We start from the raw sequence: 25,637 nt of genomic DNA, 5'->3' as shown, positions 1-25,637 counted from the left end.
GCGTTAATGCAACTGAAACTGCTGCTGAACCGGCAAATTAACTTCTTTATCAGCAATATACAGGTGAGATAACGTATTGCTGCGGAAAGGAATAACCTGTGTGCGACCATCTAGCTGCACAATTTGATAGAACTGCGGCAGGTTAAAGTTGATAAAGCTGGAGCCGTAAGTAAAACGATCGTGAGACGACGAATAGAACCGGCTGACATCGCGCACTAACTCCTCTTTACTCCCCTCACAATGGTGATAAACCTCAACACGGTTTGACTCATCCAAAATGTAAATGTTAAAGCCTTTTTCATCTGCGGTACCTTCGAAGAAGAATTGAATGATCCCTTCGCTGGCAAAACCGTCCACTACCGGCGGCAAATGAATTTGATCGGTTTCGACCTGAATCGATAACCCATGCAGTTTGTTATTAGAGATAGCGCCATAAAATTCCACCGCATTCTCTAGCTTCTGAACCGAAACGCTCAAGCGCTCGAAGAACAGCCCCCATGTTTGGCCGGAAACACGTACCGCTTTGAAACGGCCTGGTTCCTGACGGGTGCTGGATAAGCGCAGCTCCACACATTCAGACACGAGTTGTTGGATTCGAGTGCGAATCAAACCACGTAAATGCTGGCTATAGCAGAATACATCCACCGATTCTGGCGGCGCGGCATCCTGATGCATTTTACCCAAGATGGTTTTCAGCGCTTCCAATACCGCTTGTTCACCACTGAAATGCAAGGTACGCACTTCATTCCATGAGTTGCGGTAGAGCAAATCGATACTGCCGACCAAGCATTGCTGCTGCTCGCCAAAGCTGAACACATCCAGCTTACGGAAATCAAAATGCACCACCTGATTGCGGAAAGCTGCAGTCGGATCATGTTCCAGATTAACGATAATCGCTAAGTGGCGAATCTCGCACGGGCTATACAGTGCTTTCGGCGTTGGTGCAGGTAAACGCAGCGGGAAATGGTGAGAGATATCTGTCACCAATTCTTGCAGTTTCACGGTGTTACACAAATCGGCGCTTTTCATGTGCAACCGCGTCTTACTGGTCAATAAGCCGTTAAAGTAGGCCCACGACACCAATTTGTTCAGGTAGCGGTTATATTCTAGCGGCTGATGACTGACGATGGCATCCATGGAAGGCGCTTGATTGTACAAATACCAACCTGGACGATTCGCGCGCCCCGCCGGAACATGAATAAAGGTCAGGTGTTCTTCCGAAAGATCGGGCGATATCTGCGGGTTAACCAGCGTCACTTTACCCGGTAAGGCTTCAAAGGCGGCATAGAGTTTACGGGTCAGAACCCCGATATCTTGCGGGCTTGCACTGACACTCAGGTTGTTGCGGCGTGCAAAGCGAATCAAGTTACGATAACTCTGCATCATCGCATCCAACAACTCGTTATGCGCTTCACGTACCCGCTCAATCTTCCAGTTAGCGCGATTATCCAGCACCGCCAGACTCTCATCGCTCCAGCCCCACTCACTGACTAGTTGACCGAGAATTTCACGCCGCCAACCGATACTTGTAGGGGTGCGCGACAATTTTTCGCAGACCTTCAGATAGAAGCAGCGACGGACTAAGTTCAGCCGTGTGGTGTCATTAATTTGAGTCAGGTAGCGAGTGACGCGATCAAGCATCATGCAATAAGCATCAAGGCCGAAGGCGACGATTTCACCGGCATGGAGACGTTGTTTGATTTCCATCGCCAATAATTGGGAATTAGGGTATTCCCAAGAATAGGCTTCAAGCAGCAAGGTTTTCAGCACCGCTTTATACGGTGAATCGATACTTTTATAGAGCTGCCATAAGCTGGCACCGAAATACTCTTCAGCCGACAGGGTGCTTAAACCGCCCAGATCTAACCATTCATTCGGTGTTAATACGCCCTGCGCATAGAGTGACAGTACGTAGTCATCGTAATTATTTTCTTCTTCGACGGGGACCATATTCCACAGAATACGTTTCCCTGCCAGACGAACCGCACTGCGGTAAAATTCATCCAGCAATAAAATATGTTGGGTCGAGCCGCAATCTTCACCGCCCAAACTGCCACTGGCATTATGGCGGAAACGGTTTTCATCGATTAAGAAGAAGCTAACTTCAACACCCATTGATGCAGCCCATTTTTCCAGCAGGCTACATTTTTGCTGTAGGCGATGGCGCTCGTCAGAATCGAGCCAAGCCTGATGACACACCCACACATCCAAATCCGAGGTATGACACTGCCCGATGGAGGATGTACTCCCCATCGAATAGACACCCGTAATCGGTAATTCACCGCCGACACTCTGCTCCAGAGGCGCGCCCCACTTGGCTTCAACCTCAGACAGATAATCCTGTTGCGTTTCATTAGGCGTGAACATGCAGATGCCATGGGGAACGTTACCATCAAGGTACCCCGGCATCAGTGGGTGATGACTATGTAGTAGGGTCGGTAGCAGACTGTAAACCTTTTGGAAGGCTGGCCCCATGGCCGCCAAGGCGCGATCGACTCGTAATTGGTTGATCGCATCCAGTCGCTGTTTCAGTGTCTCGATGTAGAGGTACAAGACGTCTCGCCTGATTGTTCCGGTGCTTAGAAAGAAACCCGTGTTCCAGATTCGTTTGTTGTTTATTTGTCATTCACTCAAAAAAATGTACTTTTTGTTGAAATGATCAAAAAACATGTTTGTTTGAAGAATATTTAACGAATTATTGCTGGAAACGTGATCAATCTAACACCTTGCTGATTGACCGTAAAGAAAGTAAAGCTATCCCTACAATTATAACGTCTCTTTCTGACTAAAATCATTCACATTGCAACCAGGCAAAAAGCGAATGAGCTTCAGCAAAAGCCGCTGACAACGCAGCAATGCGCGAAAGATAGGTAGCACATCCTTATCCCGCTACGCATTTGTTACAATAGTTGCTTTCTTGTACTCTTAGCCGCCTCTTCATGTGGCTACCACACTGACACTCTTCATCGGTCAATGGTAGGATGGGTCACAAAATATAAAAACGGTAACAAGCAATGTTAGACAATATTATTCGAATTGCCACGCGACAAAGCCCGCTCGCCTTATGGCAAGCACATTATGTTCAAGATTTATTGCAAGCGAATCACCCCGGTCTGCGTGTTGAGCTGGTTCCGATGGTGACTCGCGGGGATATTATTCTGGATACACCTTTGGCGAAAGTTGGTGGCAAAGGTTTGTTTGTCAAAGAGTTAGAGCTTGCCTTACTGGAAGGGCGAGCTGATATCGCGGTTCACTCGATGAAAGATGTGCCGATCGCGTTCCCTGAAGGCTTAGGTTTGGTCACTATTTGCGAGCGTGATGACCCACGCGATGCTTTTGTTTCATCGAATTACGCCCATCTGGATGAACTCCCTGCTGGCAGCATTGTTGGCACGTCTAGCTTGCGTCGTCAGTGCCAATTGCGCGAACGCCGCCCTGACCTCATTATCCGCGACCTGCGGGGTAATGTCGGTACTCGCCTAGCCAAGTTGGATAACGGCGATTATCACGCCATTATTCTTGCTGTCGCTGGCCTTAACCGCCTCGGGCTGGAAACACGTATTCGCTATGCTATGCCTGCCGAAGAGTCATTACCGGCAGTTGGTCAAGGTGCCGTGGGGATTGAATGCCGTTTGGATGATAATGCTACCCGCCAGCTATTGGCTCCTCTGAATCACCGCGCCACCGAATTACGCGTGCTCGCCGAACGCGCCATGAATACGCGCCTTGAAGGCGGTTGCCAGGTCCCTATTGGCAGTTACGCTGAATTGGAGGGCAACGAATTGTGGCTCCGTGCCTTAGTTGGCGCACCTGATGGCAGCGAGATTATTCGTGGTGAACGCCGAGGCCCAGCAGAGCTGGCAGAGCAAATGGGGATTGAGCTGGCTGATGAGCTGCTTTCACGCGGGGCACGCGAAATATTGGCTGATGTTTATCAGGATAACCCACCACTATGACTATTCTGGTGACCCGCCCCTCTCCGGCTGGGGAGCAGTTAGTCAGTCGCCTGCGTGCACTGGGCCGGGTTGCCTATCATGCTCCGTTGATCGATTTTTCACCCGGTCATGACCTGCCTAAATTGCCTGCCTTGTTGCAAGAGATGCAAGCGGGTGACTTGGTGTTTGCGTTATCGCAAAATGCCGTCCGCTATGCTAACCCGCTGTTAAAAAGAAATAACCTGTCATGGCCGACACAGTTATCTTATTATGCTATTGGTCGTGGCACGGCGTTGGCTCTGCATACCGCCAGCCGTTTGCATGTCACATTTCCACCGATGGGTGAAACGAGTGAGATGCTGCTATCATTGCCTGATCTGCAAAAACTGTCGGGCAAAAAAGCGCTGTTGTTACGCGGGAATGGTGGACGAGAGTTATTGGGTGAAAGCCTAGCGCAGCGAGGTGCAGCGGTCACCTTCTGCGAATGTTATCAACGCAGTCCGATATTTTATGATGGCAGTGAACAAAGTGCTCACTGGCAACGCGCTGGCGTCAATATTCTGGTGGTGACCAGCGGCGAAATGTTACAACAGATCTATACTTTAGTTCCTGATTACTATCGTTCTTCCTGGTTACTACGCTGCCGCTTAGTGGTGGTGAGTGATCGTTTGGCTACCTTGGCTGCCCAAATGGGTTGGCGTGATGTCAAGGTGGCTGAGAATGCTGATAATGACGCGCTGATCCGCGCGCTACAAGACCTAAAACATACCTAAACCTGACTATGGGACGCCCAATATGACGGAACAAAATACCCCATCCGCACCAGTGGAAGAGACAACCACTGCGGTTGAGAGGCACCAACAGCCAGCACCCGAAGAGCGCCGCGAAAAACGTACCGGTCCAATTCTGGGAGCGATTGCAATCGCATTGGCCATCGCGCTGGGGGCAGGGCTTTATTATTACGGACACCAACAGGCCCAATTACAGGATGCGGCAACACTGGCGCTACAAGAACAACTGGCTGAACTGAAACAGAGTCAGTTACAGGAAAAACAACAGCTTGAGTCATTGTTACAACAACAAGGTAAAGCGTTAGAAGCGGCTGACCGCCAACAAACCTCACTGATTCGCCAACTTAATGAGTTGCAGGAAAAAGTCGCCACCATTTCTGGAAGTGATGCCAAAACGTGGTTGCTGGCACAAGCTGATTTTCTGGTGAAGATGGCGGGTCGTAAGCTGTGGAGTGATCAAGATGTCACCACCGCAGCCACATTACTGAAAAGTGCCGATGCCAGCCTCGCTGATATGAATGATCCTAGCCTCATTGATGTACGCCGTGCATTGACGGAGGATATCAGCACCCTTTCCGCCGTCAGTCAGGTGGATTTTGACGGTATCATTCTTAAATTAAATCAGCTTTCAAATCAGGTGGATAACCTGCGTTTAGCCGATAACAATATTGATGATTCACCAATGGATGCCGATAGCGATGAACTGTCCAGTTCCTTGTCTGAATGGCGTCAGAATTTGACCAAAAGCTGGCACAGCTTTATGTCTGACTTCATCACTATTCGCCGTCGTGATAGCAGCGCAGAACCACTGCTCGCACCGAATCAAGACGTTTATCTGCGGGAGAATATCCGTTCACGCCTGTTAGTGGCAGCTCAAGCCGTTCCTCGCCATCAAGATGAAGTCTACAAACAGTCACTTGAGACAATTTCTACTTGGGTACGCGCCTATTTTGATGTGAATGACCCAAGTACTAAGGCGTTCTTGGATGAATTAGACAGTTTGAGTCAGCAGTCAATTTCAATGGATGTTCCTGATCAATTGAAGAGCCAGCCAATGCTGGAAAAATTGATGCAAACTCGCGTTCGTAACTTGCTAGCACAAGCGCCAGCGACCACTCAGGGGGAATAAGTATGTTACGAGTTTTACTGTTATTCCTCATTCTGACCGCAGGGATTGTTCTTGGCCCCATGCTGGCGGGTCATCAGGGCTATGTGCTGATCCAAACCGACAACTATAACGTTGAAACCAGTGTGACCGGTCTGGTTATCATGCTGGTGCTGGTTTTGGTCGCCTTCTTGATCGTTGAATGGATATTGCGCCGGATCTTCCGCACCGGTGCCCGTACCCGTGGCTGGTTTATGGGCCGCAAACGTACCCGCGCCCGTAAGCAAACGAAGGCCGCGCTGATCAAACTGGCCGAAGGTGATTTCAAACAGGTCGAGAAGTTGCTCACGCGCAACGCCGATCATGCTGAGCAGCCGATGGTGAACTATCTGTTGGCGGCAGAAGCGGCTCAACAGCGTGGTGATGAGTTCCGCACTAATCAATATCTGGAGCGGGCGGCAGAAGTGGCCGATACCGACCAATTGCCGGTGGATATCACCCGTGTGCGCATTCAATTGGCACAAGGGCATATTCACGCAGCACGTCATGGCGTTGACCGTCTGCTGGATCAAGCACCTCGGCATCCTGAAGTTCTGCGTTTAGCAGAACAAGCTTATCTGCGTTCGGGGGCTTACAGCTCATTACTGGAAATTTTACCGTCAATCAGTAAGGTCCAATTGCATACACCTGAAGAAATCGCCGCACTTGAGCAGCAAGCTTATATTGGCATGATGAATCAATGCATGGCGGAAGAAGGTAGTGATGGCCTGAAACGCTGGTGGAAAGAGCAAAGCCGCAAAGTTCGCAACGAGATCCCTCTGCAAGTGGCCTTGGCTGAGCATCTGATTGAATGTGATGATCATGAGGTCGCACAACAAATCATTCTGGATGGCCTGAAGCGCCAGTATGATGAGCGTTTAGTGTTGCTGATCCCACGCCTAAAATCGGGTAACCCTGAGCCAGTAGAAAAGTCATTGCGTCAGCAAATTAAGCAGCACGGTGCGACACCCTTGCTTAATAGCACCTTAGGTCAGCTTATGCTGAAACACGGAGAATGGGAAAAAGCCCGTGAAGCCTTTGCCGCTGCGCTTGCACAGCGCACGGACGGGTATGATTATGCATGGCTAGCCGATGCGTTGGATAAACTCCATCGTCCAGAGGAAGCAGCGCAGGCCCGTCGTGAGGGGTTACTCTCGACCCTACGACAGAATGGTGATTCGCTCTGATTGAGTTGGTTACATTGATGGGCGGCCCAATGGAAGCTTTCACACTGCCGGCTCCCCCCTTCACTCGATCTGAAACGGAGAGGACAGGCGGAGGAGTAAAGCGTCCGCGCCAAGGATGGCGCGGCTCGAGCCTCCAAGGATGGATTCACGGCGTCTTTACGATCTGCCTGTCCTCTCCCGCCCTGCCACGTTGTCAAAAACCTGAAAGTGCCTACGGGCGCTTTTTTATTCGCTCATTTTTGGTCAAAAAAAACGCCTGCCATCAAGGCAAGCGTCTAAATTTTCAGGTCTACAGACAACAATGTCGGCGCCTCACTCAACGTTATGCCCGGTATGTGATGAAGATATTCAACATCGTTTACGTGGACAATAGGCACCCTAAAATCGGCTCTGCATCATCTCTGGGTTTATGAAGCCGAACTGGTTATCAAAACCAAGCTGTCATAATAAGTGAGATGAGCATCTACAGGTTAGATATTGCAGTTACCGTGCCAAATCGCGTAATCGGCAGCTATTTTATTCAAAAAAAACTGAGAAACCATTTAATCAACTGATTATTAATGGTTTTATTTTTACATCTCATTTCTATGCTGTCTCTCGTCCTACCGCCGCCCGCTACGTTACACATCTAGTGATCTGTCGCTACAAAACGACGCTATCAGTCATCATCATTTTTATTTTTATTTATCAAATGGTTGTGCGTCACCATTTAGAGACAATGTATGAGTCGTTTGTCGTGAAAAACCAACACCAACAACTGGAGAGGAGAAATTGCCGATCTTGTCAGGCTAATGGCCTAATTTGATCAAAGGGCAGCAACAAATGTTTATGGTGTAAGAAAAACGAGTTTATGGCGTAAGAGAAACGACAATGCTGTGTCGGGAGTGGCTAGTAAGACAGAGTGTGGGTTTAAAGGTCATGATAGCTGGCGGCAAAAGGCAGGTGAGCCGATATGCCTAGGCAAATAGATTTGGTATCGATAAAGTGCAGACGAAAAAAAACCCCGCATTGCGGGGTTTCTTCTGAAATTGGTCGGCGAGAGAGGATTCGAACCTCCGACCCACTGGTCCCAAACCAGTTGCGCTACCAAGCTGCGCTACTCGCCGATTTCTTGCTTGTTACTCTACATGGTCTTTCGACCTATGTCCATGTAAATATTAATAAAATCTACATGTTGTGTGGTGCGAAGGGAGGGACTTGAACCCTCACGTCCGTAAGGACACTAACACCTGAAGCTAGCGCGTCTACCAATTCCGCCACCATCGCATGTTCCACAAAATTTGGGGTGGCTAATGGGGCTCGAACCCACGACAACTGGAATCACAATCCAGGGCTCTACCAACTGAGCTATAGCCACCATAACTTCTTACTACAGACTTCTTACATCATAAAACTGACTTCGTACTTCATCGTACGCGGCAATCTTACCACCGCAGCTCTTGCACACAAAATTAATGGTGCGCCCGACAGGATTCGAACCTGAGACCTCTGCCTCCGGAGGGCAGCGCTCTATCCAGCTGAGCTACGGGCGCTTAGCGCCGTTGCGGGTGAGGATACTACGGTTTTAATACTTGGCTGTCTAGTGCTTTTTTAGAAGAAATGGCGCGTTTGCTTACGCTTTGCTCACTCTGCCACAAAAGTCAGCCATTGTTAGCCGTTACCTCACCCGTTTGTGGGTTTTATAAACGTTCGGTTTCAACAACGCTCGGTTTATTCATTTTCAGCCCAAAATAGCAGGCCGAGACTAACCCAAGGAAAATCACCCCAACTAACAGCGATAAACGGGTATCAGGATTAATCCCCATCCCAGCTAACACACAGATCAAAAAGGCGATCGTGAGGTAGTTAATATAAGGGAAGAGGATGGATTTAAACGGATGCTGCTTTAATGCCTCTTTGTGTACCTGTCGAAAACGGAGTTGGCTGACCAGCACCACAAACCACGGCACCATCCCTGGTAACACACTGGCGCTATAGACGTACACAAACACCTGCTGCGGGTTGGGAATAATGTAATTGAGGCTAGATCCCACCAATAGGCACAGAATCGTAACTGCGATGCAATAAACGGGCACACCACTGGCAGAAAGTTTCGTCAGGAAAGCCGGTAACTGGCGGTTTTTCGCCAAGGCGTACAACATCCGCCCACCACTGTACATGCCACTGTTACAACCCGATAGCGCGGCTGTCAGCACCACGAAGTTGATGATACCTGCGGCTGCGGTGATCCCTATTTTGGCGAAAGTCAGAACGAAGGGGCTACCTTCAGTGCCAATACCATTCCAAGGGAAGATAGTGACGATGACAAATATTGCGCCCACATAGAAAATCAAAATGCGCCACAAGATATTATTGATGGCTCGCTTTAACGTCACCTGTGGGTTTCTGGCTTCACCGGCCGTAATGCCGACCAATTCAACACCTTGATAGGATGCCACCACAATACATAACGCGAACATAAACCCTTTCCAACCACCGGCAAAGAAACCGCCGTGAGCCGTCAAGTTGTCAAAACCAATCGGTTGGCCGTGATTACCAAAACCGAAGAAGATAACCCCCAGCCCCACCAGTATCATCACAATGATGGTGGTGACTTTGATCATCGCAAACCAAAACTCTAGCTCACCATATAATCTGACCGCGGCCAGATTCGCCAGCGCCACGATGGCAACCCCCGCGATAGCAGGCATCCATTGGGGGATTTCAGGGAACCAAAACTGCACATAGACGCCAATAGCGGTAATTTCAGATATCCCCACCGCTATCCACATAAACCAATAACCCCAAGCGGTCAGATAACCAAAATAGGGGCTGAGATATTTATGTGCATAGACGGCGAATGAGCCAGCCACAGGCTCTAGGTGTAGCATCTCGCCCATCGCTCGCATAATAAAGAACACAAATAATCCGGCGATAATATAGGCCAGCAACACCGACGGCCCCGCCCATTTCAATGTACTGGCTGACCCCATAAAGAGCCCGACGCCTATGGTGCCGCCGAGGGCTATCAGCTCGATATGCCGAGCTTCCAGCCCACGGTGTAATCCTTTTTTCTCTTCGTTGTCTGCCATAAATCCCTCTGTGAACCTACTGGTGTGTGTCTGCTCCGGATACCCGGTTATTGTTTTTTTAAGCAAAAAAATACGAGGCCAAACGAAAACATTCAGCCTGATTATTAATAACGACGAATTAAATGATAGGGAAACAGACCATAATAAAAATGATTGTGTCTACAAAACCCTAGCCGGCCCGTATCGTTCCGTATCTGCGTCAGATAAGCAAACAAGAAGTTAAAACTTTATAGAATAAATAAAATAAAATTGATTCCATAATGGAATTAAGAATGAAGGCGGGATAAAGGGAAAAGATAGGTGAAGTGGTTATGGTAGTAGGGCCATCTCTGGCCCTACTCTGCGCTCATGTTTACAAGCGACCGCTGTAATAATAACCCACAAATTTGAGCAGTTTGAATTGGCGGCGAATACGGCTTGGTTGTGCCAGTAGGCGATAAAGCCACTCCAGCCCCAGATTCTGCCAGATCTTTGGTGCACGCTTAACATGACCAGTAAAGACATCGTAAGTCCCGCCAACGCCCATATACAGCGCATCAGGATAATACTTACGGCAGTCATGCATAAACATTTCCTGCTTAGGCGACCCCATGGCAACGGTCACAATCGCTGCACCGCTGGCAGCGATACGGGCAAATAGCGCCTCACGCTGTTCCGGCGTGAAATAGCCATCTTGGCTACCGACCAAGTTCACATTCCATTGCGCACGTAGCTTGGCTTCTGTTTCGGCCAAGATCTCAGGCTTACCACCGACCAAAAAGACTGGCGTGCCTTGCTGGCCCGCACGTTGCATTAAGGCTTCCCATAAATCCGCCCCTGCAACACGTGAAAGCTGAGCCTGTGGGTATTTACGACGAATCGCGCGTACCATACTGATACCATCGGCATACAGGTATTCAGCTTGGTTAATCAATTCGCGCAACGCGGTATCGTCTTCGGCCTTCAGCAGCTTCTCTGCATTCATGGCCACCAGCGTACCCGTTTTGACCGGACCACTGCTCAGCAGGTGATCCAGCGTCTGATTCATGTCACGAAAACCCCAAATCTCGAAACCACGAACATTGTATTTAGGAATGTTCGTTTCTTGGGTTGGAATAGCAGTATTCAGTTCCATTACAGTCCTTACAGTTGATTGCCCGTTTCAGGCATGGACAGGCGCTTAGACTTGCTAACACGGCGTTGTACCCGCTGTGTTATCAACCCTGCCGTATCGAACAACCAGTACAACAATTTCGCCAGTACCAGACAGGCACCAAAAATGACGCAGAAGAACACCACGCGCGAGACAAAGGAGTCTAGACCTTCTCGCGCCAAAACGATGATGTTAAATATCGCACCAAAACAGAAACTTTGCAGAATAGCCGCTTTGTAGCGGTTCTTTTCTGCTTTCCCTTGCTCATAAAGCCAGTCGAACCATTTAATGATAAGCCCAACGACAATGGCCCCCAACGGGATAAACAGTACGCCGCCCATCACCACCAAAGAACCGATAAGCGTCGGTGAAATCGCCAGTCCAGAGTGGTTATCCAGCACATCCCAAGTAAAGTAATTGGCCGTATTCAAGACCAAATCAGGACGTTCCGGCCACAGGATACTAGGGATAAACACATAGAAGTCACGGATAATCGGGGCTAAACCTTGGAAATCAATTTTGTCGTAGTTTTGTAGCAATAACCCGAGGTTTTCCCACGGTGAGAACGTATCTCGCGTCAGGTATAAGAAGGTGTAAAACGCTTCTGCGCCGTTCACATCCAGCCCATAACGTTTAAGCGCCAGCCAGAACATCCCGACGATACCAAAGACACCGGCAGCGGCCAGCATCCACAAGGTTATCCAACCGCGCACAATCCCGATAAACAGGAATAAAGAGAACGCGATGATGATATTCGCACGAGTGCCGCCGACGATAACGTAGGTCAAGATGCCAAATGCTACCGTGCTGGCGAGGAAGAAGAACCAAGCACGCATATCTTGTTTCAGGAAGTAGACGACTAGCATCGCGGGGATGAAGAAGTAGAAAAAGCGCTTTAAGGCAACGCCAGAGACATCACTGGAGAAGATTTTGCTGTAGGAGTCCAGCTTAAATAGCAGGAAACCATTTTGCATAAAGAAAATGCCGACGGTGCCAATAGCCACCAGTGCCAGCAATACCCACGTCAGATTGGTCTCTACCCGATTCATGGTAAAAATCGGCGTCCGTGGTTGGCTGCGCGGCTTGGTCAGGCGTGTTTTGTAACTTACATAATAAATGGCATAGAACGCCGTGGCAGACAGCATGGCGTAGAGCAAGTACTCAACCGGTACTACCGCGACACCAAACTGGAAAACCAGCATACAGGTCAGTGGGAAGCCGAAATAGAAGGTCAGCAAGTAGAGCATCGAAAACAGCACATTGAAGTTAAAGCGCACGCGCCGAAACTCTTGATACGTCAAGATGAGGATAAACACCAATGCGATCAGATAGACACTAAACAGACCGCCAAATTGCCCCAGTGTCATGGGTGTTCTCCTGCTGCCAGTGCCAGCGCTTGCTGCCAGCCCTCAATGTAATTGGGGTTAAAGAAGGCGATAGATTGTTTATCCAACCCAGCTAATTGGCGCTGTGCCTCACGAATCAAAGGTTCATCCAATGAGTCACCATAGAACAGCACGGGGATATGTTGTTCAGCCAAATCTTGCCAGAAGGGATTTTTACGGCTCAATACGAAAGGCACACCAAATTGGGTGAGCAAGCATAGGGTGCCAATGCCTTGCTGACGATTAAAAATAAAGTAGCCCAAATCGCATTCGCGCAGGATATTCAGATAATCATCAAAGGGGATCTGGTCGGTCAGGATACGGAGATTCTCTGGCGCGAACAGTGCCAATCCCGCCTGCCGAACTTGCTCGATATAGTGCTCATTATTCGCCGGATAACCCATGGGCAGAATGACTCTGGCATCTGGCCCAAACTGCTGATGAATCGCTTTCAACGCTTCAATGTGGCGGTTTGTCGTATCACCCGAGTTCCCCACTAAAATCGTCATTGGCCCCGCCATCGGCTTTTCTACGCTGATATTGGTTAATGCGGGATCCATACGGGTTGGGAAGTAAAGTAATGATGCAGGCACCCGAGGATGGCGCTGCTGGAAATAAATCAAATCACCTCGGGTCGCAAATACATGCCCTACCCGCCCTTGAGCGAGACGGCGCAATACGTAAAACAGTCGAAACTTCCAGCTTTTGGCATCTTCATACAAATCAGCGCCCCAAACATGCCAGTAGACCTGTCGCGGTTTGATTTTTCCGCTTAACAGCGCCAGCCAAAGGGGGGCATTAAACTGGCCGTGCCAGAAAAAGCGCGTACTGCGATCTGCTTGTGCGCGGGCGATAACCGCTTCAGCCAAGGCTTTTTTATTGCTGTGTGTTTCGATATCCAACTGTGTGAATGATGAAAAAGCTGCCGTCTCTTTTGCCGCCACCATAAAGTGCCGTACCTGCTCTACCGGCACACGCGTGGCCAGCACATCATTGAAGAAGCGCATTACAGTCAGATTATGGTGCGGGATATCAGATCCCAGTACATGAATCAGGGTTGTCATTTTTTTCTACTGTAAAGAGTGTTTACGGTGATGAATGTCTACGGTACATAATGAATACGCAGCTACAGAGCGCAAAATAGACAATATAAGTCGCCATATAGGCTTGTGCCGCGCCTAAAGAGCCATTCATTGGAATTAACCAATGGGCAAACCCGGTCAACAGTAAGAACTGGCTCACTTCCGTCAAAATGTAAAAGCGCAGTGAGGCTTTGGCAATGACCAGATAGCCAAACACATACGACCCTACTTTCAATACATCGCCAACCAACTGCCAAGCAAAGAGGTCACGCATGGCCGTGAATTGATGCGAGAACAGCAGCCAAATAGCAAAGTCACGTAACAGCCAAACCATCAAGCTGGCGGTGGCCACCGCCGGTAACACAAATTTCAGTGAGCGCAGAATTTCACGAGAAATCTCCGCTTTAGCTTTGAGTCGCGACAGCGTTGGCAGCAAATAGACGGTAAATGATGCCGTTATAAATTGTAGATAAGCATCCGAAATACTGCTCACCCCCTGCCAGATCCCTACCGCATCCCAACCATATTGGTCAGCCAGCAAGTTACGCATCATCACGTAGGCGACCGGCAAGGTCACTGAGGTGATCAGCGCCATGACGGTAAATTTGCCTAAATGACTGGCTAAGGCTTTATCCCAGCTCAGTTTAAGATAGCTCAGCGGAATGGTCTTGCGGCGAACCAGTAGGGTTAACGCAGGAATGACCACCAAGGCGGGGACCAGCGCCAAGCCCACTAATGCACCGGGATACCCCCCAATGCGGAAGCAAATATAATAAGCCACCACACCAATCAAGCTACCCGCGATCACCGCCAACGCATTGCCCTTCGCATCGCGATAGCCTTTGAGGATCGCTAAAAACAGGTTGGCGTAAGCGATACCCATTTGGATAAGCGCGACCACTCGCACCACATTCTGGTAATCGCTATGACCAAACAAAGCAATACTGACGGGTTTTGCCGCCAATAGGAAAATCAGCGCCAGCAGCGTCGAGAACCCCAGCACAATAGCCGATGAGGTGCCCAGAACCGCACGCAAACGTTCAGGTTGCTGATGATATTCAGCAACATATTTCGTAATACCGTTAAAGATACCCGCGCCAGAGAGCACGCCTAATACCGTAATTAGCTGGCGAAAATTCCCCGCCTGCCCAACACCACTGGGGCCAAAGGTCACCGCCAACAGTTTAACCACTAACAGCCCTACGCCGATTTTAATCAGCGTAGAGCCAGCAGTCCAAATCGATGCTTTTGCCAGAGACATATCAGGCGAAGTAACTCAGCACAGTGTTAATGACCGTTTTCTGATTGATATCAGTCAGGTTATAGAAGATTGGCAAGCGAACCAGACGCTCACTTTCTTTGGTCGTAAAGCGGTCTTCACCCGCCATACGGCCAAATTCTTCACCGGCCGGACAAGCATGCAATGGAATGTAGTGGAATACCGACATGATCTCCGCTTCTTTTAGGAAGCTAATAAATTGAGAGCGATCGTCGATGTCACGCAGTTTGATATAAAACATGTGCGCATTTTGTGCTAAATCAGCGGGAATGACCGGCAAATCAATGCGCCCAGCGTCTGCTAATGGCTTGAAGGCATTGTAGTAGGTGTGCCATAGCGCCAGACGGCGTGCGTTGATTTGTTCCGCGGCTTCCAACTGCCCCCACAGGTAAGCGGCCTGCAAGTCAGACATCAAATAGCTAGAGCCAATATCACGCCACGTATATTTATCCACCTGCCCACGGAAGAACTGGCTACGGTTAGTGCCTTTTTCACGAATGATTTCAGCACGATCAATCAGTGACGGATCATTGATAAGCGTTGCACCACCTTCACCGCCCGCGGTGTAGTTCTTGGTTTCATGGAAACTGAAACAGCCAATATGACCAATAGTCCCCAGCGCTTTGCCTTTATAAGTGGACATCACACCTTGAGCGGCATCTTCGACCACAAACAAATTGTGCTTTTTCGCCAGCGCCATAATGGTGTCCATCTCGCAGGCCACACCCGCATAATGAACTGGCACGATAACCTTGGTTTTATCGGTAATCGCGGCTTCAATCTTGGTTTCATCAATATTCATCGTATCGGGACGGATATCGACGAACACCATTTTCGCACCGCGCAGCACGAAGGCATTGGCGGTCGACACGAAAGTGAAGCTTGGCATGATGATTTCATCGCCGGGTTTGATATCCAGCAATAACGCTGCCATTTCCAGCGAAGCCGTACAAGAGGGGGTCAGTAAGACTTTCGGGCAGCCGAAATGCTGCTCCATCCACTGCTGACAGCGACGGGTAAACCCACCATCACCGCATAATTTCCCACTTGCCATTGCGGCCTGCATGTAACCAAGTTCGGTGCCTACTACCGGTGGAGCGTTAAATGGAATCATTTCATCCCCTGCATAACCAATACGCGGTGCTCTCAATCGAAGCACCACTGCGAATATAAAGACGTAAAGCAGCAATATTGCTCATCTGCGTGGCGACGCGTAACCGCTGTAACCCACGACTCTGGCACCACTGCTTTGCCGCCGACATTAATGATGTACCGATACCTTTACCCTGTGCATCAGGGAATACCGCTAGCAAGCCAATACGTGCGCTACCATCTTGCAAATCCCGCAACGTCACAAAGCCCGCTGGTTGCCCCTGCGTATCCATCACCAATAAGCATTGGTGATCAAAGGTGCCCAATACCGCCTTTTCAGCCCACAAGGCATAAAAACGCCCACTGTCTTGTGGGTCATACCAAGGCGCACGAAAACGACTTAACGCAAAGGCATCCGTGGCAACACGGCGCAAAAGCGGGATATCGTCGACTGTTGCGACGCTCAGCTCAGCTTCTGCCTCAGATGTAGCATTTTTCGTGCCAATCACTGCTTTTGCGGCGATAGCTAAGGAAAGATCGACTTCACCTTCCACTAATTTGAAGTCTAGCTGACCAAGAGCATCAATCAGGTCAACACGATGCGTTGGCACTTTGGCTTGAGTGAGGGTAAAAGCATCCAACTCAGCCGGATTAAGTTGCGGGGCTGAGTCGGAGAAAATCAGTTTTGCACTGTGGCGCTGGAAAAATTCACTTTCCCAGGCCAGTGGCTCAATACTGGCGTGGACGGGCATGTAACAGATCCAACAAATATTTGCCGTAACCGGTTTTAGACAGCGCGGTTGCTGCGCGTCTTACTCCCTCATCATCTAACCAACCATTGCGCCATGAAATTTCTTCCAGACAGGCGATTTTGAAACCTTGCCGTTTTTCAACGGTTTGCACAAAGGTACTGGCTTCAATCAAGCTGTCATGGGTGCCGGTATCCAACCAAGCGAAACCACGACCTAACAGTTCAACCGTCAGCTCTCCGCGCTCCAGATACATCTGGTTGATGCTGGTAATTTCTAGCTCGCCGCGGGAGGAAGGTTTAACCTGCTTGGCAAAATCAACCACTTGATTGTCATAGAAATAAAGCCCAGTTACCGCCCAGTTGGATTTCGGCTGGCTTGGTTTCTCTTCGATAGACAAGGCGCGGAAGTTATCGTCAAACTCCACCACACCAAAACGTTCTGGGTCCATAACCTGATAACCGAACACCGTCGCACCGCGCTGACGGGCAGCAACCGTTTTCAGTTTTGGGCTAAAACCTTGGCCAAAGTAAATATTATCGCCTAGCACCAAACAGCATGGCTCATTGCCGATAAATTCTTCACCGATGATAAAGGCTTGTGCCAAGCCATCTGGACTCGGTTGAGCGGCATAACTCAGATTGATACCGAATTCATCGCCATTCCCCAGCAAGCGCTGAAACGACGGTAAATCTTCCGGCGTCGAAATAATCAGGATATCGCGGATCCCTGCCAGCATCAGCACTGACAGCGGGTAGTAAATCATTGGCTTATCGTAAACGGGAAGTAGCTGTTTAGAGACACCACGGGTGATGGGATGCAATCGAGTGCCAGAGCCACCAGCCAGAATGATACCTTTCATACGATCTCCTGAAAGAGACAATCGCCTGAAACCATCAGGCAGACGTTATACATAGGCAAAACATCATGCAGACTGCGGCATGATGTCATCCCAATGATGAATAGAATTCAGATGCAGGAAAGCGGCACCGATGAACTTACATCAGTCGTAAGCGATTCGGGTATTCGAGCGCAGCTAACGCACCTGCAACTTGAAAGATGACGAGTCTTAGTCGCTCAAGCCCAAACGCTCACCGGCGTAGGAACCATCCTGAACACGTCGCCACCAAGATTCGTTATTCAAATACCACAACACGGTTTTGCGGATACCACTTTCGAATGTTTCCTGTGGTCGCCAACCCAGTTCCCGCTCAATTTTACTGGCATCGATGGCATAGCGCATATCATGGCCAGGCCGGTCTTTGACGTAGGTAATTAAGTCGCGGTAATGAGCAATGCCAGCCGGTTTTTCTGGCACTAATTCGTCTAACAATACGCAGATGGTTTCGACCACTTCGATATTTTTGCGCTCGTTATGACCACCGATATTGTAGGTTTCACCCACCACGCCTTCGGTCACAACTTGATATAAAGCGCGTGCATGGTCTTCAACATACAGCCAATCACGGACTTGCGCGCCATTGCCATACACCGGCAACGGTTTGCCTGCCAGCGCATTGAGAATCACCAACGGGATCAGTTTTTCAGGGAAATGGTACGGGCCGTAGTTATTCGAGCAGTTGGTGACCAACGTCGGCAAGCCATAAGTACGCAACCAAGCGCGCACCAGATGGTCGCTGGATGCCTTAGACGCCGAATAAGGGCTGCTAGGTGCATACGGCGTGGTTTCAGTGAAGAGATCGTCTGTGCCATGCAGGTCACCATAGACCTCATCTGTGGAGATATGGTGGAAGCGAAAGGCCAGTTTGGCTTCAGCACTCAGTTGCTGCCAGTAATGGCGAGCCGCCTCTAACATAGTGTAAGTCCCCACTACGTTAGTTTCGATAAAGGCCGCCGGCCCATCAATAGAGCGGTCAACATGGCTTTCAGCCGCCAGATGCATGACAACATCCGGCTGATATTGCGCAAACACACGGTCCAATTCAGCACGGTCACAAATATCGACCTGCTCAAACGCATAGCGCTCGCTTTTGGCGACCACGGTCAGAGACTCCAGATTACCGGCGTAGGTGAGTTTATCGACCACCACGACGCTATCTGGAGTGCCATCGATAATATGTCTTACCACCGCAGAGCCGATAAAACCGGCCCCGCCTGTGACTAGAATACGTCTCAACGCCATACTCCTTTGGTATCGACAATCCACGGTTGCTTCACATCTTCAGGTTTGATGGCCTTGAACTGGTTATGATCAACCAACATCACCAGCACATCTGCCTGCTGCAACGCGGTCGCCGTGTCTTTCAGCGTCACATGGCCTGCCAGTGACTTCGGCAATTGCTCAACATTGGGTTCAACCACCAACGTTTCACCGGTGTGCCATTCCGCGATCAAATGGGCGATTTCAACGGCTGGGCTTTCACGCAAATCGTCGATATTTGGCTTAAATGCCAAGCCAAAGCAGGCAATTTTAACTTCTGAGGCGCGTTTGTCTGTCGCGGCTAAACAATCAGCAACAGCAGCTTTCACGCGGTCAACAACCCACAGCGGTTTGCCGTCATTCACCAGACGTGCGGTGTGAATCAGACGCGCTAATTCTGGGTTCTGAGAAACGATGAACCAAGGGTCTACCGCGATACAGTGACCACCAACGCCTGGGCCAGGCTGCAAGATATTCACACGCGGGTGGCGATTCGCCAGACGAATCAGTTCCCATACATTGATACCCTGTGCATCACAAATCAGTGACAGCTCATTGGCAAAAGCAATGTTAACGTCGCGGAAGCTATTTTCAGTCAGCTTGCACATCTCAGCAGTACGCGCGTTAGTCACGACGCACTCGCCTTCTAAGAAGATTTTGTACAGTTCACTGGCACGGGCAGAGCATTTTGCGGTCATGCCACCAATAACACGGTCATTTTGAATCAGCTCAACCATCACCTGACCCGGCAACACGCGCTCAGGGCAGTAGGCAACGTTAATATCCGCATCTTCACCCGCGTTCTGCGGGAAGCTCAAATCTGGGCGAGATTCAGCCAGCCATTGTGCCATTTGTTCTGTCGCACCCACTGGCGATGTGGATTCTAGAATGACCAAGTCACCCTTTTTCAGTACGGGTGCGATAGATTTAGCGGCAGATTCAACGAAAACCATATCCGGATCATGATCGCCCTTGAAAGGTGTCGGTACAGCAATGAGAAACGCATCTGCGGCCAACGGCTTAGTGACAGCCTGAAGGTAGCCCCCTTCAACGGCAATTTTCACCACTTTGTCTAGATCGGGTTCGACGATATGAATCGCGCCACGATTAATGGTTTCAACTGCATGGGCGTTGACATCGACACCAATGACTTTCTTCTTGCGCGAGGCAAAAGCAGCCGCTGTTGGCAGGCCAATATACCCAAGACCGATAACAGAAATTGTTTCAAAACTCATAGCGTCACCTGATGATTCTTTAAAGCTTCAAGGATGCGTTGACAGGCATGCCCGTCACCGTAAGGATTATGTGCCCGGGTCATTTGATGATAAGCAGACTCATCAGTTAGCAAGCGGGTCACTGCATCAACTATCTTATTAATATTAGTGCCAACCAACAAAACGGTGCCTGAATCGACAGCTTCAGGACGTTCAGTGGTATCACGCATAACCAAGACGGGTTTACCCAATGAAGGCGCTTCTTCCTGAATACCACCAGAATCGGTCAAGATCAGGTAGGCGTGGTTCATCAGATAAACAAATGGGAGGTAATCTTGTGGGTCAATCAGAATGATATTATCGATACCTTTCAAGATACGATTGACTGGCTCACTGACGTTCGGGTTGAGATGCACCGGATAGACTACTTGCACATCAGGATGCCGACGGGCAATTTCCGCTAATGCGCTGCAAATCCGCTCAAAACCACCACCAAAACTTTCGCGGCGATGCCCAGTGACCAAGATCATTTTTTTGCTGGTGTCGAGGAACGGGTAACGCTGAGCCAAGCTAGCGCGAAGTTCAGGGTTATTCATCACCCGATCGCGAACCCAAAATAGCGCATCAATCACCGTATTACCTGTGACGAAAATACGGCTATCCGGTACCATCTCGCGTAACAGATTCTGGCGCGAATTCTCTGTCGGCGCAAAATGATACATGGCAAGGTGACCGGTCAGTTGACGGTTAGCTTCTTCCGGCCACGGGGAGTAGAGATTCCCAGTACGCAGACCCGCTTCGACATGGCCGACCGGTATGCGGTGATAAAAAGCAGCGAGACTGGTCGACAACGTCGTGGTGGTATCACCATGAACTAAGATCACATCTGGCTTAAACTCAGCCAGAACCGGCTTTAACCCCTCCAGAATTCGGCAGGTTATTTCCGTCAATCCCTGTCCCGGCTTCATGATATTCAAATCATAATCCGGTTGAATTTCGAATAAACGTAAAACTTGGTCCAGCATCTCACGATGCTGAGCCGTCACGCAGACTCGCGATTCAAAGGCTTCATCCTGAGCCAAGGCGTGCACCAGAGGAGCCATTTTAATGGCTTCAGGCCGGGTGCCAAAAACAGTCAACACTTTCACAGTGAATCTCTTTAAGGTCAGTTAGCCGCAGACAACGCCTGCAAGTTGGACGCACAATGCGCCCAGTAACGATTTATACGCTTTTACTGAACGCCGCAGCATGACTTTTTTTGTCTGGCTGCGACGCTAATTTATTCAGGTATAGATTCCATCACACACCACAGATTACGGTTGTGTACTGGTACGACGAACCAATACAACTCCGGCCCCAACCAGTGCCCCAATCGCACCCCACATAATCAGCAGGAAAACACGACGCGGGCTATCACGTGTCACCGGATCTTCAGGTGTACGTAAGTAGCGATAAGTTTGGAATGTTTTATCCAGTGTCGGACCGACGTTCAATGTTGCCAGCATGGCGCGGTTCTGATCGTAATCAATATCAAAACTTGGGCCAGTAGCCAGCAATGTTTCTAAGCGAGCCTCAAGCATAGGCTTGCCTAACATAAACATTTTGGAATCAGGGAGTTGCTCAGCAGGGGTGTCCGTTTGATTACGGTTAATCCCTTGCTGACCCGCCACTTTCAATGCTTGCTGAACTGCGGTGACTTCACGATTAAACACCGCTTGTGCCACTGCTTCCTGCCGTTTGACCTGCGCTTTCATTGATTGTGTACGTGCAGCCCACGCCCCCACAATCTCATCATTCAAATGGCTGGCCGCACGTTGGTTGGCAAAATCAATGTAACTACGCAGCAGCTTATTAGAATCAGTGGCGGTTTCTGCCGTCAACTTAATACTGTCGTTGAGTATTTTTTTGTCATCACGCGGCGTGAATACAATGTTATTCACGAGTTCATCAAGCAATGCCGCGTCTGCTTTGGCATCACCTTCTAAGCGTTGTTTGTAGTAATCACTTTGCAGCCAGAAGTCACGGCGGGTGTCATATGCCGCTAATTGAGTAATAAACTCGCTGTAGGCTTCATCAGAAATACCAGGTTGTTCACTGGCAACACCGCTATTAATGCGAGTGTCCAGATTACGCAAAAACTGTTGCTGAGAATAAAAACCGCCCAAGTTATTCACTGTCGGTCTGTCGGTAATGGCCGTCGCACTCCACTGCTGTTTCACCAGATAGGAGATACCCAGCGCGATTGCGGCGAAAAGAATTGCCATCCCGATGATCCATACTTTGCCACGCCAAAGCGTACGGCACAGGCTACGAATATCTAATTCGTTATCCACAGTAGGCTCGTTATGGGGAGATCCTGTTTTATTCGTCGACATAGATTCTGATTTCATCACTGCCTAAAAGCCTCTGATTAAGATTCATGCTTATTTTGCGATGCACGACGCATCCGGCGCTTCATACGCTTGATAAAACGTGCCACTCGCCATGCCCGTTTGATGCAGTAATCGTACAATAGAAATGCAAGCAAGAATAATGCCAACATAACCCATTCAGGGATGAATGTGAGCCGTTCGCCGATAACGCCGATCGCCGCTAATATCGCTGCAGCGAGGGTAATTAACACAAAAGCCTGCCGTGAGGTAAAACCAGCACGCATAATTAAATGGTGGATATGCTGACGATCAGGAGAGAAAGGACTCATCCCTTTACGTAGACGCCGATACATAATGGCGATCATATCCATTAATGGAATGGCGATAATCCATAATGCAGTCACTGGATTAATCGGATGTGAATTCCCTTGCGTGGTTTGCAGCAGCATCCAAATGGCAGTGAAACCAATCAACGTGCTGCCGGCATCCCCCATAAAGACTTTATAGCGACGCCCGAGCAACCCGAGGTTAAGCAAGATATACGGCAAGATTGCGGCAATCATAGCGAAACACCATAACGCCAGTGCCATCTGCCCACTTTGATACAGCAAAATCCCCATGGCACCAAACGAGACGCAAGATAGGCCGCCGAGCAGACCATCTATGCCATCCACCATATTGAATGCATTGATCGCCGCCCAAACCGCGAATAACGTCACAACATAGCCGAACGGGCCTAGCACCATTTCCCACGGGCCAAAAGTATGCCCTAAGCTACGTAAATAAAGCCCACCGATCGCCATCATGGCAATACCGACCATGGCTTGTACAAAGGCTCTGATTTTTACACTGATATCGAAACGATCATCTAGCGCACCGACGAAGACTAATAAACCGGCACAACCTAGATATAAACGGAAATGGGGAATCTGCTGATTGGTGATCAGAAAGGTAAAACAAATACCCGCGAACACGGATATACCGCCAACTAATGGGATCAAGCCCTGATGGCGTTTGCGATAGTTAGGTTTATCGACTAATCCAATTCTCTTGGCAACTTTGCGAGCAACAAATAAAAATGCCAATGAAAACAGGAATATAACAAATATCTCAGTACTCATAGTGAGTAAATTCACGTTTAACCGCTCTCTGCAAAAAGTTACATCAGCTTAGCATGTAGGTTGGCGCAAACCATGCCTTCGCCACGCTTTCAGTTATTTCTGAATATGATGACAGCCTTGCTTGTTATTCCCAACTCTATTTTTTGGTATTTTTTCGTTGGCGCTAAGAATAAGTACCAAAATAATCGTTAGTTTGATCTGGTCATTCACTAAATGAATTGCAAACTCGGCTATCGTATATTCCAAAAGCAAAAAACGCCACGACGAGCGTGACGTTTTTAGTTAATACGATAAAATTATGAGCGTCTCATATTATCGAAGAACTGATCGTTGGTTTTCGCGGTTGCCAGCTTGCTGATAAGGAACTCCATCGCATCGATTTCACCCATTGGATGAAGAATACGGCGCAAGATCCACATTTTTTGCAGCTCTTCAGTGGTGGTCAGCAACTCTTCTTTACGCGTACCTGAGCGGTTGAAATCAATCGCTGGGAAGACACGTTTTTCCGCAATTTTGCGGGACAAGTGCAGTTCCATGTTGCCTGTACCTTTAAATTCTTCATAGATGACTTCATCCATTTTAGAACCGGTATCAACCAACGCGGTGGCAATGATGGTCAGGCTCCCGCCCTCTTCAACATTACGTGCAGCACCGAAGAAACGCTTAGGACGGTGTAAGGCGTTCGCATCCACACCACCAGTCAGCACCTTGCCTGAAGCAGGAACAACGGTGTTATAGGCACGCGCTAAACGGGTAATGGAGTCCAGCAGGATGATAACGTCTTTTTTATGCTCAACCAGACGTTTTGCTTTTTCAATGACCATTTCAGCGACTTGAACGTGACGGGATGCTGGCTCATCAAAGGTAGAAGCGATCACTTCACCTTTAACCAGACGTTGCATCTCGGTGACTTCTTCCGGACGTTCGTCAATCAGCAAGACCATCAATACGCAATCAGGGTGGTTATAAGCGATGCTGGTTGCAATATTCTGCAACAGCATAGTTTTACCCGCTTTAGGCGGAGCCACAATCAGACCACGTTGCCCACGACCGATTGGCGATGCCAAATCCAGTACGCGAGCAGTTAAATCTTCTGTCGAACCATTACCACGTTCCATACGTAAACGAGAGTTAGCATGCAGTGGGGTTAAGTTTTCGAACAGGATTTTGTTACGGGCGTTTTCCGGTTTGTCATAGTTAACTTCGTTAACTTTCAACAATGCAAAATAACGCTCACCTTCTTTAGGCGGACGAATCTTACCGGCAACGGTATCACCAGTGCGGAGGTTGAAACGGCGAATTTGGCTTGGGGATACATAGATGTCGTCGGGACCGGCGAGGTAGGAGCTGTCTGCAGAGCGGAGGAAACCAAATCCATCCTGCAATATCTCCAACACACCGTCACCGAAGATATCTTCTCCACTTTTCGCATGCTGCTTAAGAATAGAGAAAATAATATCTTGTTTACGCATCCGGGCTAGGTTTTCCAGCCCCATATTTTCGCCAAGTGTTATCAGATCAGAAACCGGCGTGTTCTTTAATTCGGTAAGATTCATAATGGTGGGTTCTTAAACTCGGGGTATGTCTCGAACTATGGTCGTGAATGGTATGGCAGCGTCATCCGTGCCTGTTTAATGGGACATTCAATCACCGGCCTTAGACAAACTACGCAAGTAATCACTTACGCGAGATTTGCGCGACTCAACGGTAAAAAGATTGAAAGTGCCTTCGACTGATTTTGTAAAACCGTTAGATTGTCAAAAAACTGATTGAGTTCATCATTATTCTCAACACACATTATTTCGACATAGAGTAAATCTTAGATTCAAACTTAATAGATACTACAGATCTAATAGGTACTACAGATTTAATAGGTACTAAAGAATTAAGCTAGATGCTACAAACCCGGATTGAATACACAG

At 49.0% G+C, this 25,637-nt stretch carries 19 protein-coding genes and 4 tRNA genes; 4 read left to right on the top strand and 19 right to left on the bottom strand.

Features of this window, described 5'->3' with window-relative positions; all coding sequences use genetic code 11:
* Window positions 1-3 precede the first annotated feature (3 nt).
* Window positions 4-2,553 (bottom strand): class I adenylate cyclase, encoded by a 2,550-nt coding sequence (locus BN68_RS21025; protein ID WP_019213156.1) that lies wholly within the window; start codon window positions 2,551-2,553, stop codon window positions 4-6.
* A 461-nt stretch (window positions 2,554-3,014) separates the two neighbouring features.
* Here BN68_RS21025 and hemC point away from each other — a divergent pair, with 461 nt between their 5' ends.
* The 4 genes from hemC to hemY are packed head-to-tail and all read left to right on the top strand — an operon-like array spanning window position 3,015 to window position 7,057.
* Window positions 3,015-3,956 carry a hydroxymethylbilane synthase gene (gene hemC, locus BN68_RS21020; protein ID WP_019213155.1) on the top strand — a complete coding sequence of 314 codons (942 nt, stop codon included), beginning with the start codon at window positions 3,015-3,017 and terminating at the stop codon, window positions 3,954-3,956.
* On the top strand, window positions 3,953-4,708 hold the full coding sequence (hemD, locus tag BN68_RS21015) for a uroporphyrinogen-III synthase (protein ID WP_019213154.1): 756 nt from the start codon (window positions 3,953-3,955) through the stop codon (window positions 4,706-4,708). Before hemC ends, hemD begins: the two co-directional genes overlap by 4 nt.
* A 22-nt stretch (window positions 4,709-4,730) precedes the next feature.
* Window positions 4,731-5,855 (top strand): uroporphyrinogen-III C-methyltransferase, encoded by a 1,125-nt coding sequence (gene hemX / locus BN68_RS21010; protein WP_019213153.1) that lies wholly within the window; start codon window positions 4,731-4,733, stop codon window positions 5,853-5,855.
* Between the two features lie 2 nt (window positions 5,856-5,857).
* The gene (gene hemY / locus BN68_RS21005; protein WP_019213152.1) at window positions 5,858-7,057 is read left to right on the top strand and encodes a protoheme IX biogenesis protein HemY; all 1,200 of its coding nucleotides are present in this window, start codon (window positions 5,858-5,860) and stop codon (window positions 7,055-7,057) included.
* A gap of 1,029 nt (window positions 7,058-8,086) precedes the next feature.
* On the opposite strand, the gene BN68_RS21000 is transcribed toward hemY, so the two are convergent.
* From BN68_RS21000 to rho, 18 genes are all read right to left on the bottom strand, one after another.
* Window positions 8,087-8,163 (bottom strand) — tRNA-Pro (locus BN68_RS21000).
* Window positions 8,164-8,236: 73 nt separating this feature from the next.
* Window positions 8,237-8,323 (bottom strand) — tRNA-Leu (locus BN68_RS20995).
* A gap of 15 nt (window positions 8,324-8,338) precedes the next feature.
* Window positions 8,339-8,414 (bottom strand) — tRNA-His (locus BN68_RS20990).
* A gap of 98 nt (window positions 8,415-8,512) precedes the next feature.
* Window positions 8,513-8,589 (bottom strand) — tRNA-Arg (locus tag BN68_RS20985).
* Window positions 8,590-8,736: 147 nt separating this feature from the next.
* Window positions 8,737-10,128, bottom strand: coding sequence for a bifunctional threonine/serine APC transporter ThrP (thrP, locus tag BN68_RS20980; protein ID WP_019213151.1), 1,392 nt, complete (start codon window positions 10,126-10,128; stop codon window positions 8,737-8,739).
* A gap of 352 nt (window positions 10,129-10,480) precedes the next feature.
* Window positions 10,481-11,242 (bottom strand): lipopolysaccharide N-acetylmannosaminouronosyltransferase, encoded by a 762-nt coding sequence (wecG, locus tag BN68_RS20975; RefSeq protein ID WP_019213150.1) that lies wholly within the window; start codon window positions 11,240-11,242, stop codon window positions 10,481-10,483.
* Window positions 11,243-11,250: 8 nt separating this feature from the next.
* Window positions 11,251-12,627, bottom strand: coding sequence for an ECA oligosaccharide polymerase (gene wzyE, locus BN68_RS20970; protein ID WP_019213149.1), 1,377 nt, complete (start codon window positions 12,625-12,627; stop codon window positions 11,251-11,253).
* Window positions 12,624-13,709, bottom strand: a complete 1,086-nt coding sequence (locus BN68_RS20965; protein ID WP_019213148.1) for a TDP-N-acetylfucosamine:lipid II N-acetylfucosaminyltransferase — start codon at window positions 13,707-13,709, stop codon at window positions 12,624-12,626. The genes wzyE and BN68_RS20965 overlap by 4 nt, the downstream gene beginning before the upstream one ends.
* 22 nt (window positions 13,710-13,731) lie before the next feature.
* Window positions 13,732-14,988 (bottom strand): lipid III flippase WzxE, encoded by a 1,257-nt coding sequence (wzxE, locus tag BN68_RS20960; RefSeq protein ID WP_019213147.1) that lies wholly within the window; start codon window positions 14,986-14,988, stop codon window positions 13,732-13,734.
* A 1-nt stretch (window position 14,989) separates the two neighbouring features.
* A complete protein-coding gene (rffA, locus tag BN68_RS20955; RefSeq protein ID WP_019213146.1) occupies window positions 14,990-16,120 on the bottom strand; it encodes a dTDP-4-amino-4,6-dideoxygalactose transaminase in 1,131 nt (376 codons plus the stop codon).
* Window position 16,121: 1 nt separating this feature from the next.
* Entirely contained in the window at window positions 16,122-16,850 is a 729-nt protein-coding gene (gene rffC, locus BN68_RS20950) for a dTDP-4-amino-4,6-dideoxy-D-galactose acyltransferase (RefSeq protein WP_019213145.1), read from the bottom strand.
* A complete protein-coding gene (rfbA, locus tag BN68_RS20945) occupies window positions 16,828-17,709 on the bottom strand; it encodes a glucose-1-phosphate thymidylyltransferase RfbA (RefSeq protein WP_019213144.1) in 882 nt (293 codons plus the stop codon). Before rfbA ends, rffC begins: the two co-directional genes overlap by 23 nt.
* Before the next feature lie 207 nt (window positions 17,710-17,916).
* A complete protein-coding gene (gene rffG / locus BN68_RS20940) occupies window positions 17,917-18,990 on the bottom strand; it encodes a dTDP-glucose 4,6-dehydratase (RefSeq protein WP_019213143.1) in 1,074 nt (357 codons plus the stop codon).
* Window positions 18,981-20,243, bottom strand: coding sequence for a UDP-N-acetyl-D-mannosamine dehydrogenase (gene wecC / locus BN68_RS20935; protein WP_019213142.1), 1,263 nt, complete (start codon window positions 20,241-20,243; stop codon window positions 18,981-18,983). Before wecC ends, rffG begins: the two co-directional genes overlap by 10 nt.
* A complete protein-coding gene (wecB, locus tag BN68_RS20930) occupies window positions 20,240-21,370 on the bottom strand; it encodes a non-hydrolyzing UDP-N-acetylglucosamine 2-epimerase (protein WP_019213141.1) in 1,131 nt (376 codons plus the stop codon). Before wecB ends, wecC begins: the two co-directional genes overlap by 4 nt.
* A gap of 165 nt (window positions 21,371-21,535) precedes the next feature.
* Entirely contained in the window at window positions 21,536-22,612 is a 1,077-nt protein-coding gene (gene wzzE, locus BN68_RS20925) for an ECA polysaccharide chain length modulation protein (protein ID WP_019213140.1), read from the bottom strand.
* Window positions 22,613-22,632: 20 nt separating this feature from the next.
* Entirely contained in the window at window positions 22,633-23,730 is a 1,098-nt protein-coding gene (wecA, locus tag BN68_RS20920; protein WP_019213139.1) for a UDP-N-acetylglucosamine--undecaprenyl-phosphate N-acetylglucosaminephosphotransferase, read from the bottom strand.
* A 281-nt stretch (window positions 23,731-24,011) separates the two neighbouring features.
* A complete protein-coding gene (rho, locus tag BN68_RS20915; RefSeq protein WP_004704159.1) occupies window positions 24,012-25,271 on the bottom strand; it encodes a transcription termination factor Rho in 1,260 nt (419 codons plus the stop codon).
* Window positions 25,272-25,637 lie beyond the last annotated feature (366 nt).

Source organism: Yersinia massiliensis CCUG 53443 (genome assembly GCF_000312485.1).
Lineage (GTDB): Bacteria > Pseudomonadota > Gammaproteobacteria > Enterobacterales > Enterobacteriaceae > Yersinia > Yersinia massiliensis.
Note: the sequence above shows the minus strand (reverse complement) of the source record. Positions and strands in the feature narration are given on the sequence as shown.